Origin of the sequence: Ancylomarina sp. (assembly GCF_041555295.1) — a bacterium.
GTDB lineage: Bacteria > Bacteroidota > Bacteroidia > Bacteroidales > Marinifilaceae > Ancylomarina.
On record NZ_JBFFKR010000056.1, the window covers coordinates 1 to 16,268 of the forward strand.

Consider the following 16,268-nt stretch of genomic DNA (forward strand, 5'->3'; position numbering starts at 1 on the left):
AGTTGAATAGATGAACGATATAAGGATACAAAGGTAAAATTCTTATCTTTGTCATCCGAAAATAATTATAGCATAACAGAATCCTACAGGGACATAAAATACGATAAAGATGAGTTTTATAGAAGAATTACAGTGGCGTGGCATGATTCACGATATGATGCCAGGTATAGAAGAACAATTGGAGAAAGAATTGACATCGGCATACGTGGGAATCGATCCTACTGCTGATTCTTTACATATTGGACACCTGGTAGGTGTGATGATGCTTAAGCATTTTCAGGTAGCTGGTCATAAGCCTATTGTTTTGGTTGGTGGTGCTACAGGTATGATTGGTGATCCTTCTGGAAAATCTCAGGAAAGAAACTTACTTGATGAGGAGACATTGCGTCATAATCAGGAATGTTTGAGAGCTCAGCTAGCAGGATTCCTTGATTTCGATTCTGATGCAGTCAATGCTGCTGAGATGGTGAATAATTACGATTGGATGAAGGACTTTTCATTTTTAGATTTCATTCGTGATATCGGAAAGCATATTCCTGTGAATTACATGATGAGTAAAGATTCTGTGAAGAAGCGTTTAAGTGCCGATTCAAATGCAGGGATGTCTTTTACTGAGTTTACCTATCAGTTGGTTCAAGGAACTGATTTCCTTGAATTATATAAATCAAAGAATTGTAAGCTTCAGATGGGTGGTTCAGATCAGTGGGGAAATATCACTACTGGAACTGAATTAATTCGTCGTAAAGAAGGTGGTCAAGCCTGGGCAATTACTTGTCCTTTGATTACAAAAGCCGATGGTGGTAAGTTTGGTAAAACTGAGTCAGGAAACATTTGGCTTGATCCTAAATACACATCACCATATAAATTTTACCAGTTTTGGTTGAATACAACCGATGCTGATGCAGAGAAATATATTAAGATTTTCACCCTTATTTCGCGTGAAGAAATAGCCGCTTTAGTAGAAGAGCACAAAGAGGCGCCACATATGCGTAAATTGCAACAACGCCTTGCAAAGGAAGTGACAATCATGATTCACTCTGAAGAGGATTACAATATGGCCGTCGAAGCATCTCAAATTCTATTTGGACGTGCTACAGCTGATGCTCTGCGTAAGCTTGATGAAGATACTTTTCTTTCAGTATTCGAAGGTGTGCCTCAGTTTAATGTTGATAAATCAGAATTTGAAAATGGTGTTGATGTCGTAGAACTTTTAGCTGTTAAAGCTGAAGTTTTCCCATCGAAAGGGGAGGTAAGACGTCTGTTTAAGGGAAATGCAATTAGTCTAAATAAGGAAAAAGAGTCTAATGCTGAATTGATCGTGACTAAAGAACACCTTATTGCTGATAAATATTTATTAGTCCAGAAAGGGAAAAAGAATTATTTCCTTATCGTAGCTTGCTAATATGATAAATATAGATTAGTTTTATATTCTTCTAAATTAAGACTAACCAACTAATTCAATATTAAATTATGAAGATTTTAAATTACACATTGATCTTGATTTTCGCTTTAGGTTTGTTAAGTTGCGGCGGAGGCGGAGATGGTGCTGATGAAACAGCTCCCGAAGTAAAATTCACAAGCCCAAGTACAAATGCTGCTTCACCGACTACGATTACAGCTGGTCAAGCTGTAACTTTCAGTGGTACTTTAAGTGATAATAAGAAATTAAAATCAATTTCATTTACAAATCTAGGAGAGAAAGCCAAGACAGTTAATGACTTTATTCTAGATTTCAATGAGAAGCTAAATAGTAAGAAACCTTCTTCGGGATCTGTTCTGGATAAGTCAGAATCAGCTGTTAGTTTCGCAATTGAAACTTTAGCAGGTGCTCCAGCTAATGAGTATACCATGACTTGTACTGTAATTGACAATTCTGATAATCCTACGACTAAGACATTTTATATCAAAGTTGAGTAAATTTTGATTTAATATAGAATTTAAGACCTGAGCATTGCTCAGGTCTTTTTTTATGCTCAAATCTGGCCTGACTGAAGTTTTTTTGAATATGCTTATTCCATATTTATGCTCAAATTAAGCCTTTAAGAACATCTTTCTAATTTTTTTTCAAAAAAAACAGGCTTCAAAAGCTCAATATAATTAGGCTTTTTGGATAGAATGCAAATGTTATATGGTACTATGTATTGCATATTACTATTTTTAATTCGTATATTTGGTATAACAAGCAAGTGTGTTTGGGATGGTATTGTATGAAAATGTATTTGAAATGAAAAGGAAAATAAATAGAATCATGATTATTTGCATGCTGATCGGATTCTTCATTAGCCCAACAATTTTGAAATCACAATTGATTCAAGCTAATAATTCCGTTTTCTCTTTATTGGAGTCAGATACGCAGTACACATTTAACAACTGGTTTAGTTTAGATTATTTTTTTGAAGCTGATTGGTCATCAGAGGAGAATGAAACATCTAAAGGAGACAGTTTGAAAAACAAACTTGAAGTCAAAAGTAAAATGAAGAGCTCCAAAAACTCCGCCATCCCAGAATTGGATCGAAGCTCTTTAAAGAAAATTAAAAAGAATAATTTTAGAAATAAGCCTGTAATAATTCAAACAAGAATTTAAAACATATTCCAAATGAAGATAGAAAATACGAAAGCACAGATGCGAAAAGGAGTATTGGAATATTGTATTCTTTCCATAGTCTCTAAAAATGACGCTTACGCTTCAGATATTATTAAGAAGCTTAAGGAAGCCAAGATGATAGTTGTGGAAGGAACGCTTTATCCCCTACTAACACGCCTTAAAAATGACGGATTACTCAGTTATCGCTGGGAAGAATCGACTCAAGGACCACCTCGTAAGTATTATGGTATTACCGATACAGGTCGGGCCTTTCTTGGAGAACTAGATAGTTCGTGGCAAGAACTTGTAGATGCTGTTACAACCATTCAAGCTTAAGCATCAAACTAAAAAAAGAGTATTTGAAATTATTTGTAATGCCACTAGAAGTGTAAGAGTTTATTTCTAGACGGTATTTAAATATTAAAATAAAAAAAGATGAAAAAGACATTCACAATAAACATTAGTGGTAGCATCTTTCATATAGACGAAGATGCTTACCAAAAACTCCAGGTTTATCTACGCAGCATTAATGCTCATTATGGTGCGAATGAAGAAGGACGTGAAATTGTTGCAGATATTGAATCTCGAATTTCCGAAATTTTCAACGAGAAGCTAAGCTCGAAGGATCAGGTTGTGACAGAGACAATGATTGGTGAGGTGATCTCAATTATGGGGAAACCAGAGGAGATTTTTGAGACAGATAACGAAGAAGAAGTTGTTGGAGCTAAAAAACCTTACCGTAAAAGAAGACTGTTCCGTGATCCAGATCATCGTGTATTTGGCGGTGTTGCTAGCGGTATATCGGCCTATTTCGGTATTGATGTCGTTGTTATTCGATTAATTTTTGTTTTGTTACTGTTCCTTGGAGCTGGAGCTTCATTTATCCTTTATATTATTCTTTGGATAGTTGTACCTAAGGCTACTACAACGGCTCAGAAACTTGAGATGAAAGGTGAAAGGGTTAATATATCTAATATAGAGAAATCGATTAAGGATGAATATCAGGAAGTGAAAGAGAACTTCGATAGTATGCGCGAAAAGAGAGGTCCTCAAGTTCGAGATGGTTTTGATAAAGGTGTTAATTTTGCAGGATCAGCTCTACGTCTGTTTTTGAAAGTTGTACTAATAATTTTAGGACTAGGCTTAATTATTGCAGGTATTATCTCCCTTCTAACATTCCTGGGCTCCCTTATTTTCACAACAACAGTAGTTGGTCCATTTGCAGGGATGCATTTCCCTGGAGCTTTTATGCCTGACATGTTCTTTACAGGTATGGGAATCAAATTATTTTCTCTTGGTTTGACGCTTGTCATTGGAATTCCTTTAATACTACTCATTTTTGTAGGAATTAAGTTACTAGTCAAGTTTAAAACAAATAATAAGGCGATCGGTCTTACTGCTTTAGCTCTTTGGCTAGGAGGTATTGTTCTTATGATCTCGGTAGGGCTTTCTCAAGCAAAATCATACATAAGCAGTGGAACAACTTATGCTGATACCGAAATTCTGGACAATTTTGATGGTAAAACACTTTATATAAGATCAGAGAAAAATATCGATTTCAATTGGCACGATGCTAATGTCGATTTGGATGGTGTAAAAATCATTGTGAAGGATGATGAGAAACTCGTTCTGGGTGAACCGACACTTGATATTGAAAAGAGTAGTTCTGATAATTTTGAGATTATCATGAAGAAAAATTCAAGAGGACGAACTCACGATGATGCTGTCGAAAATGCTGAAGAAATCAAATATTCATGGAAACAGGTTGATTCTTTATTAATTCTTGACGAGTATTTCACCTTGCCTGTTGGCGATAAGTGGAGAAATCAGAAGCTACATATCGTCTTAAAAGTTCCAGAAGGTAAGGCTGTGTTCATTGATGAAGAAGTTGATGATATTTTGGATGATGTAAAAAACGTAACAAATACATATGACCGAGATATGGGAGGGAAGAAATGGATCATGAAAAAAGAAGGATTGACATTATCTCGTGATTAAGCTCATGGCTTTATATATAGTAATCTAGTTGATGACAAAGCATGAGTTCATTTTGGTCAAATGTGACTGATGCTTGTCATTAGATTTTAATCTAAAAATTAGAAAAATGAAAAAAGTAGCAATTATATTAATGGTAATCCTTTTTCCAGTACTTGTAAATGCACAAACAAAGGGAGAAAAACTACACGAAAAATATTCAAAATACGATGAGTTCAGCAGTTTTGGTTTCTCTGGCGATTTTCTGAAAAATCTGGATTTTGAAGTTGACGAGGATGAAATAGAAAAGAATATATCGGGTGATTGTGATGGCATTAAGCTATTAAGTTATAAGCACGAGGATGGAAGAGGAATTAAGTTTAAAAGGCATGTTATTTCTGAATTGACATCGGGTAAATACAAACAAGTTCTAAAGGATGTTGAGAAGGATGATGATTCTGATGAAGTTTACTTTTTTGCCTTGGGCAAGAAGAAACGTTTTAGTGAATTCCACCTTTTACATTATAATGGAACCCGTACTTCATTAGTTTCATTCTTTGGTGATTTCCATATTGATGAGTTGAAAACACTATCGCATTACAAGTTCGATTAAGAAACCTTAAATTAAGAGATATGCAACGACTTTATAAATCAAGCGATAAAAAAGTAGCAGGGGTTTGCGGTGGCTTGTCGCATTATATTAATCCCGAGCTCGATCCTGTGATTGTTAGAGCTATTTTTCTGATGTTATGCTTATTCAATCCATTCTTGTTGATCGGCTATTTAATTATGGCATTAATACTGCCCGATAATCCTGTAAGGGTTGTCGATTGAGATAGACAAAAGACTCATGCCTCCTGAGTTTGGTCTTTTTCAAAGGAGGTTATATTGAGTTAATAGAGCAAGCAATTTAATTTGTTTGCTCTATTTTTTTATGACTATTCTTAGAGTTTACGAAGAGAATATTACCAGATTGAAAAATACACTAGTGTATTTTTGGAAAATACTTATGTGTCTTGTTTGAAAATACACTAGTGCAAAATCGGAAAATACTTAGGTGTATTTTCGAATAGGAAAGTAAGTGCATTCTTGTAGAATTCTCAATGAGAGTATTTGTAGCCTATAATAGCTTTAGTAATAAACAGCCTAGGACTAATATACCAAATAGAATTTCGGAGATCTTAGAATTACGGTTCATGACAAAAAAGTAACTGAAGATGTAAGAAAGTGGTACTGCAGCGATAAGAGTTTGAGCTAATATAGAAGAAGGGAAAAGTATACCAGAAGCAACACTAGTAATGAATAGTGCGACAAGAATGATGAGGTATTTTCGAGAACGAACTCGTTTTTCTTCAAATCCCCATATGGTGAAGAAAATAGAAATCAGACTTAGTAAAGCTAGAAATACCCAGAATAGAATTTGAGCGATTGAGAAACTTGCTATATGCTCATGACTAGCAAAAATCATTTTAGAATGTTCTAGAAAAGTTTCTAGATTTCCTTGCCAAAAATACCAACAACAGATAAAAAAAAAGGGTGTGATAAAACCGAGTAAACCTCCTAGGAATTCTCTTATTCGAAAAGAACCAAGTATAATCAAAGCCCAAATAAACCAGAAAAAGAAAAGACTTGTTGGTAGATAAAATAAACTGGCTAAACCTATAAGTAAGCCAGCATCAAACGAAGATGCAATACTCTGACTGCCATGATAAATTTTAAAGATGCGGTTTAAAGAGAGCAGTAGGAATAGTGCACTAATAAGGGCTGGGTGAAGTCCATTAGCCAATATTGCACATGAAGCAAGTAGTATAAATAAAGCAGACGGTAGATCGGTGCGTTGTTTTATAAATATAAACTGTTCATTGAGTTGGATGAGGCTATAGGATATTATTAGAATAACCAGATAACCGAATATGTTTAGATGTAAAGGATTACAATTGAGTATGCAAAGTATGGTTTGGTAAAGGGGCATTTGCATGGAATATTCTGCTAATAAAACAGGATTCTGAAATGCATTTAGCCATAATAATAAAGCAATAATAGGAATAAGAATGAAATAAATAGGTGAGCGTCTTCTTAAAACTTTTAATAGCATTATTGTGATTTTAAATATTCAACTTCTTTGCAAACTCAATTGTAAGCCATTCGACTATTGTAAATCGAAACCAATATCTTTTCTGTAATATTTACCTTCGAATTGGATCTTCTCAGCATTTAGGAATGATTTCTCAAGCGCATTAGCAAGGTTATCTCCGTAAGAACTCACAGCAATAACACGTCCACCATTAGTCACAACATCATTGTTGTTATTTGTTGTTCCGGCATGGAAAACCAGACTGTCAGAAACCTGATCGAGACCACTGATATGCTTTCCTTTTTCATAAGCTTCAGGATAGCCACCAGATACAAGCATAACAGTTGTTACTGTTCTTTCATCTAATTCCAATTCGAATTGATCTAGCTTTTTATCTGCAACAGCTATCATTAATTCCAGAAAATCAGACTTGATACGTGGTAAAACAACCTCAGTTTCAGGATCACCCATTCGTACATTATATTCGATAACGAAAGGATCGTTGTCGACCTTCATTAAACCAATAAAGACGAAACCAACAAATGGTGTTTTATCTTTTTGGAAACCATCAATGGTTGGCTTGATAACACGTTCTTCAACCTTGCTCATGAATTCTTCATTGGCAAAATGAACAGGAGAAATAGCTCCCATGCCACCCGTGTTTAATCCAGTGTCGCCTTCGCCAATTCTTTTGTAATCCTTTGCCTCAGCTAGAACTTTATAATTTTTACCATCTGTCAGTACAAAAACAGAAAGTTCTATTCCAGATAAAAATTCTTCTATAACAACAGTAGCACTGGCAGAGCCAAACATGCCTCCAATCATTTCCTTAAGTGAATTTTTGGCTTCTTCAAGATTATCGATAATCAAAACACCTTTACCAGCAGCCAATCCATCTGCTTTCAGCACGTAAGGAGCTTTTAAGCTTTCGAGAAATTGGTAACCTTCTTCAAGGTTTTCAGATGTAATACTTCTGTATTGAGACGTTGGAATCTTATGTCGAGCCATGAAAGCTTTTGCAAAATCCTTACTGCCTTCCATTTGTGCTGCGGCTTTTTCAGGGCCAATAACAGCAATTTGTTTGAGCTTTTCGTCAGCTAAGAAAAAGTCGTGAATTCCATTTACCAAAGGATCTTCAGGACCAACAATAACCATATCGATTGCTTTATCAAGAACAAAAGTTTTCACCTTTTCAAAATCGTTTGGATTGATGTTAACATTTTCAGCAATCTCTCCAGTTCCAGCATTTCCTGGAGCAACATATAATTTTTCTAGCTTACTGCTTTGAGCGAGTTTCCATGCAAAGGCATGTTCTCTTCCTCCTGATCCTAATACAAGTACTTTCATGTGCAAAATTTAGACGACCCAGTTGTTAACTAGTGGCGTTTCAATGAATTTATAGAATGGTTTATATTTCGAATTTTGTTTTCAAAAATACATCATCTGAAGATGTTCGTTTTGAAAGAGCAAATTTACGGAATGATATGATTAAACAAATTGTGAAAAGCTATTTTTTTAAGAATGCTAAGTCGAACTATTCGAATTGTAGAGATTTAAAGAAAATCTGCTTTTTATCAAGTAGCACTTGTTTCATTCTAGTAGGACCGCCAATGGTAATCTGATAGATGAAATGACCTCTAAAAAAGAAGCGTTTGAAGTAGGTGAATTCGTGCTTCCCAACCATCATGGTGTAGATAATTTCTTTTCCTAACATCCTCTGATAAGTCACACTTTGCTCTGAAACCAAAATCGCATCACTACTCAGTAGACTTCCTTCTTTCATTTGGGTATAATATTCTGAAGGGTCAGAATGATTAAAATCAACATTAATGCCCGAAAAATCAGAAGCCACAATACCATATATATTTGCAGCATCTCGATGCGAGAAAACTTCTGACTTTATGCCATTAAGTTCTTGATTTCTGATGTAAGGAGTCTCTGGCAGCTCGAAACTGATTTTCGATTTCTCAGATTTAGTTCTTGTCCAATTTATCTGAGCTTGAACAGTAGAGCAAATGCTAAACAGGACAAGAAAGCCGAGGACTTTAGATTTTATATTTTTCATTTCTAGTATTTTTAGTAGGTATCTGGAAGTTTTATACCTTTTATTGTTCTGTATAGATCAAGGGCAAAAACATCGGTCATTCCAGAGACAAAATCCAAAACTGACATGATTTTTAAATAGTCATCATTCCCTTTATGGCTGTATTGTTCGGGAATTAGTGATAAGAGTTTTTCTGAGTAAAAGCTATTAGGATTAAGGATGGCTTCTACAAATTCTTTCAGTAAGGTTCCTAAAATTTTATAGCCAGCTAACTCAATTTCGAGTACTGAGCGATGTTTGTAGATTTTTGATATAGCGATTCTTGTACATTCCTTATAAGCAAGTTTTGAACTTTCAGAAACCTCTTTAATAAGTGTCGATGTAAACTTACCAGCCATTATCTTATCTTCATTATTAATGAAAACGGTGACACACTCCTTGATTAATTTCCCAATTACACCGGCTCTGATGTAAGCAATTTGTTCATTGGTGTCACTAACTTCTTCGCAGGTTTCAGATATTCGATCAAGTGAATTGATATCTTCAGTTTTGTCGTAAAAATTCAACAATAGATGTTTTGTCTCTTCTGTGGTCAGGATTTTTAGTTTGTGAGCATCCTCAATATCCATTATTTGATAGCAAATATCATCGGCAGCTTCAACTAAATATACAAGTGGATGGCGAGCAAAAATTCCTGACTTAATTTCGGGTATACCTAGTTCTTTGGCAACTTTCAGGTAGTTCTCTTTTTCAGTATTGAAAAAACCGTATTTGCGTTTCCCAACTTCAGGAATTTTATAAGCTTCCCATGGGTATTTGATTATAGATGCAATGCTCGAGTATGTTAGTGCAAAACCACCTGTTCTTCTACCATTTAATGTGTGAGTTAAAAGGCGAAAGGCATTGGCATTACCTTCGAAATTACAAAGATCTGCCCACTGTTCTTTCGAGAATTTAGCTTCAAGCTTTTTACCTTCGCCATGAGTGAAGTAATGGGATAGGGCTTCTTCTCCTGAATGTCCGAAAGGCGGATTACCTAAATCATGAGCCAAGCAGGCTGTTGCAACAATATTGCCGATTCCATCCAGATAAGGGTTATTTTCATATTTCTGTGAACTGGCTAGTTTCTCCGTCAATAGATTACCTAACGAGCGTCCTACGCTTGAGACTTCTAAGCTGTGGGTCAGTCTATTGTGAACAAAGATACTGCCAGGGAGAGGAAATACTTGCGTTTTATTTTGAAGCCTTCTGAAGGGTGATGAGAAAATTAAGCGATCGTAATCCCTTTGAAATTGAGATCTAATTTCGTGTTGGTTTATTACGATACGATCTTCCTGACCGAAGCGCTTGGCAGATAATAGTTGGTTCCAGTTCATGTTATATTGTTGAATTTCGACTAAAATTCGTCATCATAAATCACTTTGTGATTTAATCGAAGCTAAATTACACTAAATCCCCCATGTTCTTTTAATCATTTAAGTTGAATTCACAGTTTTTTTATAATTTAAACTTGTGTACATAAAAGGTGTTCATTATCGGACGCTGGCGTATTGATATCGGACAAGTTGTTCATATTGTTTTGTTCAGCAATACTCACTATATGTCTGGTTTGTATTTGTTTGTGATTGCTGGCATGACTATTGGTTCTAGAAACACCTAAAATGTGTATTTTAATCTATTTTAACTTAATTAGACGAGATACTTATCTTAACTTTAGCATGACGTTCACCGAGTTAATCGGACGTTTATCTAAAATTGTTTGATAATAACCCTTAAATCTTTAATATTAGATATCGAAATGCTGACCAAATTTCGATTCGATCTGAGAAGCAATTAAAAATACTAACTATTATGATCCGATTAAAAAATATTCACAAGTCTTATATTACGGGTGCGAATAAGCTGCATGTTCTTAAGGGAATTGATTTGCATATAAAAGAAGGCGAATTAATTTCTATTATGGGGTCTTCGGGCTCAGGAAAGTCTACACTTCTAAATATCTTAGGCCTTTTGGATACTCATGATGACGGAACCTATATTCTGAATGATCAGGAAATAAAAGCAATGAGTGAAACTAAGGCTGCAAAGCTTAGAAATAACTTATTGGGGTTTGTTTTTCAATCATTTAACCTGATTTCGTTTAAGAATGCCATGGAGAATGTGGCACTTCCATTATATTACCAAAAGGTTCCTCGTAAAAAACGTAATAAGATTGCTGTTGAATATCTCGATAAAATGGGATTGAAGGAATGGGCAGAGCATATGCCAAATGAATTGTCGGGTGGACAGAAGCAGAGAGTCGCTATTTCAAGAGCAATGATTACCAATCCAAAGATCATCCTTGCCGATGAGCCTACTGGAGCTTTAGATTCTCAAACTTCGCTTGAAGTAATGGAATTGCTTAGAGAAATTAATAGAACCGGAATTACCGTGATCATTGTTACTCACGAAACTGATATTGCTGAGATGACTGATAAAGTGATCAACTTAAAAGATGGAATAATTGAATCTATCGTTGAGCACAATCACCAACTGAGTGATGTCACTTCGATTATCAAAAAAGAAAAAATCACTGAGTAATTTACGAGAATTTTAATTTCAGACTATGTTTGATAGAGATAAATGGAACGAGATCTTCAGTACCATTAGAAAAAATAAAACCCGAACCTTTCTTACTGGATTTTCTGTAGCAACAGGAATCTTTATGCTGATTTTCCTTCTAGGTGCTGGAAGAGGTTTGCGTAATGGGATGAAAGATGTTTTCGCTCAGGATGCTACAAACAGTATGCAGATATGGGGTGGACGAACCACTAAGGCATATAAGGGGACTCCTGAAGGGAAACGGATTCAGATGAAAAATGCTGATTTGCTGAGTCTAAAGAAATCTATAGAAAAGATGGATGCTATCTCAGCAATGAGTTATATTCCAGGTGCAGAGGTTATATCCTATAAAGATAATTTTGGCAATTTTAATGTTTCTCCAATTCACGATACGTATCAGGAGATTACGAATTTCGATATTCTAAAAGGGCGCTTTCTAAATAAAAAGGACATAAAAGATTATCGAAAAGTTGTAATTATTCAAGATGAAGTAGAAAAAATATTGTTTCCCAAAGAGACTTCTATAGGTAAATACATAAATATTAATGAGATCAAGTTTAAAGTTGTTGGGATCTTTTCTAAGAAAGATTTTAACGGGAATTCTCGAGATATTTATATTCCGATTACAGTCGCTCAGAAAATTTTCAATAATAACGATCATCTTCAACGGATTTCTTTTACTCTTAATGACGTTTCTTTAGAGGAAAGTAAAGACATTGAAAGACAGATTACATATCAAATGGCTGCGAGACACAATTTCAGCAGGGAAGATAAAAATGCTTTATGGATTCAGAATAGTATTGAACAATCTAAAGGATTTGCAGACTTGTTTAGTGGTATTGAGAAGTTTGTTTGGATCATAGGGGTTTTTACCATTTTACTGGGGGTTATTGGAGTCTTCAATATTATGATGATTGTTGTGAAAGAACGAACCAAAGAAATCGGTATTCGAAAAGCTATTGGAGCATCTCCAATTTCTGTTGTTTCGCTTGTTTTGATGGAAGCTATTTTTATTACAGCTGCTTCGGGCTATGTTGGTTTGATTGCCGGAGTCGGACTACTTGAGACGATTTCAAAATTTAATCTTATTGAAAAACTATATCCTCCAGCGGCAATTTATTTTTTAAATCCACAAGTTGATATGGGAATTGCTGTTGGTGCAACAATTGTTCTTGTAATAACAGGTGCTTTGGCAGGTTTTTTTCCTGCTCGTAGAGCTGCCTCTATTCGACCGATTGAAGCATTGAGGGATGAATAGTTTCTTTTTAAGTAAGTAATTGAAAGGAATCTTATCTCAAAGAGATTCGAGTCAAAATCAAAAAAAACAAAAGAATGTTCGATTTAGATAAATGGCAGGAAATTACTTCTGCCCTCAAGAAAAATAAATTAAGAACGGCTCTGACAGGCTCAGGAGTTATGTTTGGGATTCTTATATTAGTCACTCTTTTGGGGCTAGGAATGGGTTTTCAAAACAAAATGAAATCAAACCTAGGGAATTTGGCAACGAATTCGACTATTTTTTGGACCGAGAGAACAACAAAACCTTATAAAGGCCTACCTAGACATCGTAGTTTTCAGTTCGAAAATTCAGATCTGATTGCAATGAAACAATCCATCTCCGGAATTGAGAATGTTGCTCCGGAAATTAATGCCTGGAGCAATGGAGATCCGTATAATACTTTTAATAAAGAGAAAAAAGGGAATTTCAGAATCAAGGGCTCTTCACCTGAGATGAATAAAGTGATTCCGGTGGAAGTTCTCTCAGGACGATTTATCAATGAAAACGACTTGAAAGAAATGAGGAAAGTCATAACGATAGGTCCACGCGCAGTTGAACTTATGTTTGAGGATGATGAGGAACCTCTGGGACAGTACCTGAAAATTAATGGTATCTTCTTTCAAATTATTGGTACTGTTAAACCATTAAGCCGAATTATGGGGATGAACGATGATATCGTTCAAATGCCAAACACAACACTACAAAAAATTTATAACCGAGGGGAGAAGTTCAACGTTTTTATGGCAACTGCAAAAGTTGGAGAATCTGTAGACGAATTAGAAGATGAAATTATCAGTTTGCTTGCTCGCCGTCATAAGATTAACCCTGAGGATAAAGAAGCTTTCGGGCATTTTAATCTGGCTAAGCTTTTTAATAAACTCTTTGGGCTATTCAATAGTATTGGCTTCTTGTTTTGGGTGATTGGCTTTGGTGTTTTAATTACCGGAATTATTGGTGTCAGCAACATTATGCATGTTGTCGTAAAGGAACGAACTCGTGAAATTGGCGTGAAACGTGCTCTTGGTGCCAGTCCTCTATCCATAATTAGCCAAATTGTTACTGAGGCTGTTTTCCTGACCACTTTTTCAGGCTTTTGGGGTTTGGTTATAGGCGTTCTGATTGTTGAAGGAGCTGGTAAAATGGCTGGAGATTCTAATCAAATGATTTTAAATCCATATGTCGACATAAAAGTAGCCTTTATCGCGCTTGGAGTTTTGGTTGTGTTTGGCTGTTTTGCCGGATTGTTACCAGCACAAAAAGCGATGAGAATTAAACCCGTAGATGCCTTACGTTACGAATAAATAACACTTGATATAACCCTTGAAATAACATTTGATATGAAAAAAGTTTTTAGAATTGTATTGATCGTATTCTTTATCGGTCTGTTTGTAGGAACCATTTTTTTCCTTTACAATAAATCACAAGAGAAACCTGAGATTTATGATACAAAATCTGCAGAGATTACGGATATTATTAAGAAAACTGTTGCCACTGGCTCAGTAATTCCTCGTAAAGAGATTCAGATTAAACCTCAAGGTGTATCTGGTATTGTTGAGACTCTATTTGTTGAGGCTGGGCAAATGTTGAAGAAGGGTGATAAGATTGCCAAGATCAAGATTATTCCTGATATGATCAACCTGAATGCAGCAGAGTCGCGAGTGGATAGAGCTCAAATCAATTTTGAAGATGCTCAAATTAATTATAATCGTGACAAGCTGCTTTTTGAAAGGAAAGTGATTTCAGAAGCTGATTTTCAAAAGCCAAGTTTAGCTTTCCGAAGTGCACAAGAAGAATTGAAATCAGCCAAAGACAATCTTCAGTTGATTAAAGAGGGTGTGACATCGAAGTCTGGTGCTACTACCAATACAATAATTCGTTCAACTATTGAAGGGATGATTCTTGATATACCTGTAAAAGAAGGTTACTCGGTTATTCAGAGTAATACTTTTAACGAAGGAACTACTATTGCTATTGTTGCTGATATGGGTGAAATGATTTTTCAGGGAAAAGTTGATGAAACTGAGGTTGGAAAAATTAAGCAAGGCATGAATCTTCAATTGACTATTGGTGCTATCGAAGATTACAAGTTTAATGCTCATCTGGAATATATTTCACCTAAAGGTGTTGCCGAAAATGGAGCTATTCAGTTTGAAATTAAAGCTTCCGTTGAATTAAGTAAGAAACACTTTATTCGTTCAGGATATAGTGCTAATGCTGAAATTGTTCTTGAAAAAAGAGAGAAAGTATTGGCTGTAAATGAAAGCCTATTAGAGTTTAGTAACGATTCTAGTTTTATTTATATTGAAACCGAGCCTCAAGTTTTTGAAAAGCGATTTGTTAAGACAGGCTTATCTGACGGAATCAATATCGAAATTCTTGATGGAGTAACGAAAGAAGATAAGATTAAAGGAGAGAAGATGTCAAAAATCGAGAGAATGAAAGAGATGAAGAGGAAGAAGGATGAGGAAAAGAAGAAAAAGAAAAAAACGAATAATTAAATCTTAATTTCTTCTCGTCAAGAAAGCAAACAAAAACTAAATATTATATGAAAAATATATTTTTAATCATTCTTTTATTCTCTTTAGGCTTTGGTGTACATGCACAGGAAAAGTGGGATTTAAAGAAATGTGTTGATTATGCCAAGGAGCATAATATAGCGCTACAGTTGAAGAAGCTAGATGCAGGGATTCAAGAGAATAATGCCAAACAAGCCAAGTATAGTTTATTGCCAAATTTGAATGCAAGTTCAGGTTTTAACCGTAACTGGGGTCGATCAGAAAACAGAGAAACAGGAACTTATACTGATATAAATTCTAAGTATGTCAATGTTGCTGTGAGGTCTAGTGTTTCATTATTTGAAGGTTTTCAGAAAAGGAATTCAATTAAGCAAGCAAATATTGATTGGCAAGCTTATTTAGAAGATATTGAGAAAACGAGTAATGATATTTCTTTAAGAATTGCATCTTTTTATTTGGATATTTTATTCAAAAAAGAACTTCTACAGGTAGCTAAGGATCAGTTGAAAATAACTCAGCTTCAGATTGATAGGACTTCAGTTCTGGTTGAGGCTGGAACATTGCCTAAAGGAACTTTAATGGAGCAGAAGGCTCAGGCAGCTCAGGAAGAATTAACTGTTGTAACCAGTGAGAATAATTTAAATCTTTCTTTACTTGATTTAGCCCAGTTATTAGACCTTAGTTCGGCAGAAGCTTTTGATATTGAAATGCCTATTTTGCCGATTTTAGATTCAGGGCGTTCATTGTTGAATCCTAATTCTGTTTATGACATTGCCTTAGCTTCTTTGCCAGAAATTAAGGCTGCAAATCTACGTCTAGAGAGTACTGAAAAAGATCTAGATATTGCCAAATCAGGTTTTATGCCAAGTTTAGTGTTAAATGCTGGGTGGAGTACCGAATATCAAAAGTTGGATGGTTTTTCTGCAGCTAGTTTGGGAGATCAGTTTAAAGATCGAGTTAATAAATATGTTGGATTATCTTTAAATATTCCAATTTTTAATGGAGGAACTGTTAATCGTAATATTAGCAATGCGAGGATAAATATTGACCGTTCAAGATTGAATTTAGATAATACTAAGAATATCTTAAGAAAAGAAATAGAACAAGCTCACGCGAATGCACTTGCATCAATGAAAAAATATTTCTCAAGTGAAACGGCTGTTTCTTCTACTGAAGAGGCATTCCGTTATACCGAA

The 16,268-nt window shown here is 35.1% G+C and carries 17 protein-coding genes; 13 read left to right on the plus strand and 4 right to left on the minus strand.

Features of this window, described 5'->3' with window-relative positions; genetic code table 11:
• The first annotated feature begins 109 nt into the window (after nt 1-109).
• The 7 genes from tyrS (at nt 110) to ABY905_RS06400 (ending at nt 5,392) form a co-directional block, all read left to right on the plus strand.
• The gene (gene tyrS, locus ABY905_RS06370) at nt 110-1,402 is read left to right on the plus strand and encodes a tyrosine--tRNA ligase (RefSeq protein WP_372641709.1); all 1,293 of its coding nucleotides are present in this window, start codon (nt 110-112) and stop codon (nt 1,400-1,402) included.
• 68 nt (nt 1,403-1,470) lie between these two features.
• Nucleotides 1,471-1,917, plus strand: coding sequence for a hypothetical protein (locus ABY905_RS06375; RefSeq protein WP_372641711.1), 447 nt, complete (start codon nt 1,471-1,473; stop codon nt 1,915-1,917).
• Nucleotides 1,918-2,224: 307 nt separating this feature from the next.
• Nucleotides 2,225-2,584 carry a hypothetical protein gene (locus ABY905_RS06380; protein WP_372641713.1) on the plus strand — a complete coding sequence of 120 codons (360 nt, stop codon included), beginning with the start codon at nt 2,225-2,227 and terminating at the stop codon, nt 2,582-2,584.
• Between the two features lie 12 nt (nt 2,585-2,596).
• Nucleotides 2,597-2,920, plus strand: a complete 324-nt coding sequence (locus tag ABY905_RS06385) for a PadR family transcriptional regulator (protein ID WP_372641715.1) — start codon at nt 2,597-2,599, stop codon at nt 2,918-2,920.
• Nucleotides 2,921-3,019: 99 nt separating this feature from the next.
• Nucleotides 3,020-4,582 (plus strand): PspC domain-containing protein, encoded by a 1,563-nt coding sequence (locus tag ABY905_RS06390; RefSeq protein ID WP_372641717.1) that lies wholly within the window; start codon nt 3,020-3,022, stop codon nt 4,580-4,582.
• A gap of 106 nt (nt 4,583-4,688) precedes the next feature.
• Nucleotides 4,689-5,171 (plus strand): DUF4252 domain-containing protein, encoded by a 483-nt coding sequence (locus ABY905_RS06395; protein ID WP_372641719.1) that lies wholly within the window; start codon nt 4,689-4,691, stop codon nt 5,169-5,171.
• 20 nt (nt 5,172-5,191) lie between these two features.
• Complete coding sequence (locus ABY905_RS06400; protein WP_372641721.1) at nt 5,192-5,392, plus strand: PspC domain-containing protein; 201 nt, start codon at nt 5,192-5,194, stop codon at nt 5,390-5,392.
• 286 nt (nt 5,393-5,678) lie between these two features.
• Here the strand turns inward: ABY905_RS06400 and ABY905_RS06405 are convergent, their stop codons facing one another.
• The 4 genes from ABY905_RS06405 to ABY905_RS06420 form a co-directional block, all read right to left on the minus strand.
• Complete coding sequence (locus ABY905_RS06405; protein ID WP_372641723.1) at nt 5,679-6,653, minus strand: hypothetical protein; 975 nt, start codon at nt 6,651-6,653, stop codon at nt 5,679-5,681.
• A 54-nt stretch (nt 6,654-6,707) separates the two neighbouring features.
• Nucleotides 6,708-7,979 carry a phosphoribosylamine--glycine ligase gene (purD, locus tag ABY905_RS06410; RefSeq protein WP_372641725.1) on the minus strand — a complete coding sequence of 424 codons (1,272 nt, stop codon included), beginning with the start codon at nt 7,977-7,979 and terminating at the stop codon, nt 6,708-6,710.
• Between the two features lie 187 nt (nt 7,980-8,166).
• Nucleotides 8,167-8,697, minus strand: a complete 531-nt coding sequence (locus tag ABY905_RS06415; RefSeq protein ID WP_372641727.1) for a hypothetical protein — start codon at nt 8,695-8,697, stop codon at nt 8,167-8,169.
• A gap of 11 nt (nt 8,698-8,708) precedes the next feature.
• Nucleotides 8,709-10,052, minus strand: coding sequence for a deoxyguanosinetriphosphate triphosphohydrolase (locus tag ABY905_RS06420; protein WP_372641729.1), 1,344 nt, complete (start codon nt 10,050-10,052; stop codon nt 8,709-8,711).
• A gap of 149 nt (nt 10,053-10,201) precedes the next feature.
• On the opposite strand from ABY905_RS06420, the gene ABY905_RS06425 reads away from it, so the two are divergent.
• The 6 genes from ABY905_RS06425 to ABY905_RS06450 form a co-directional block, all read left to right on the plus strand.
• A complete protein-coding gene (locus tag ABY905_RS06425; RefSeq protein ID WP_372641731.1) occupies nt 10,202-10,336 on the plus strand; it encodes a hypothetical protein in 135 nt (44 codons plus the stop codon).
• A 191-nt stretch (nt 10,337-10,527) separates the two neighbouring features.
• Nucleotides 10,528-11,256: an ABC transporter ATP-binding protein gene (locus tag ABY905_RS06430; RefSeq protein WP_372641733.1), complete on the plus strand. Its 729-nt coding sequence runs from the start codon at nt 10,528-10,530 to the stop codon at nt 11,254-11,256.
• Between the two features lie 25 nt (nt 11,257-11,281).
• A complete protein-coding gene (locus ABY905_RS06435; protein ID WP_372641735.1) occupies nt 11,282-12,535 on the plus strand; it encodes an ABC transporter permease in 1,254 nt (417 codons plus the stop codon).
• Nucleotides 12,536-12,609: 74 nt separating this feature from the next.
• Entirely contained in the window at nt 12,610-13,857 is a 1,248-nt protein-coding gene (locus ABY905_RS06440; protein WP_372641737.1) for an ABC transporter permease, read from the plus strand.
• Between the two features lie 36 nt (nt 13,858-13,893).
• The gene (locus ABY905_RS06445) at nt 13,894-15,054 is read left to right on the plus strand and encodes an efflux RND transporter periplasmic adaptor subunit (RefSeq protein ID WP_372641739.1); all 1,161 of its coding nucleotides are present in this window, start codon (nt 13,894-13,896) and stop codon (nt 15,052-15,054) included.
• A 47-nt stretch (nt 15,055-15,101) separates the two neighbouring features.
• A partial coding sequence (locus tag ABY905_RS06450; RefSeq protein ID WP_372641741.1) for a TolC family protein occupies nt 15,102-16,268 on the plus strand: 1,167 nt, incomplete at its 3' end.